General features: G+C 64.3%; 1 protein-coding gene. It reads left to right on the forward strand.

The window, feature by feature from the left end:
* Positions 1 to 143 precede the first annotated feature (143 nt).
* A partial coding sequence (locus ACTHUF_RS11255) for a collagen-flanked surface repeat-containing protein (protein WP_440407743.1) occupies positions 144 to 451 on the forward strand: 308 nt, incomplete at its 3' end.

A 451-nucleotide genomic window follows, 5' to 3' on the forward strand; every position in this document is an offset into this window, starting at 1 on the left:
CCCCCCGCACCCTCCCTCCCCCCCCTCCCCCCCCTCCCCCTCTTCCCCCCCGCCCCCCCATTACTACCCTTACCCCCGCTCCCGCTTGTGAGGGAGCTGGCGACGACAGGAATGGAAACGCCCTCAGTAGTCGGAATAGGCAGATGGGGAGAGGGGACAGTGGTAACGACGGTGCAACTGGTGCAGATGGTAAGAATGCTGAAGCCGAAGTTAAAGACAACGGCGATGGTACTCACACTGTAACCATCAAAGACGGTAACGGTAATACCACTACTACCATCGTTAAAGACGGTGCAACTGCTGTCGATTATACCCATCTTACGCTGTCTACGACGGAGAGAGTGTATATCTCGGCGGTCGCCGTCTCCTTCAAGGGGGGGGGGGTGGGGGGGGGGGGGGGGGGTGGGGGGGGGGGGGGGGGTGGGGGGGGGGGGGGGGGGGGGGGGGGGGG

The sequence above is a fragment of the Neisseria sp. P0024.S006 genome, from assembly GCF_051956595.1.
Lineage (GTDB): Bacteria > Pseudomonadota > Gammaproteobacteria > Burkholderiales > Neisseriaceae > Neisseria.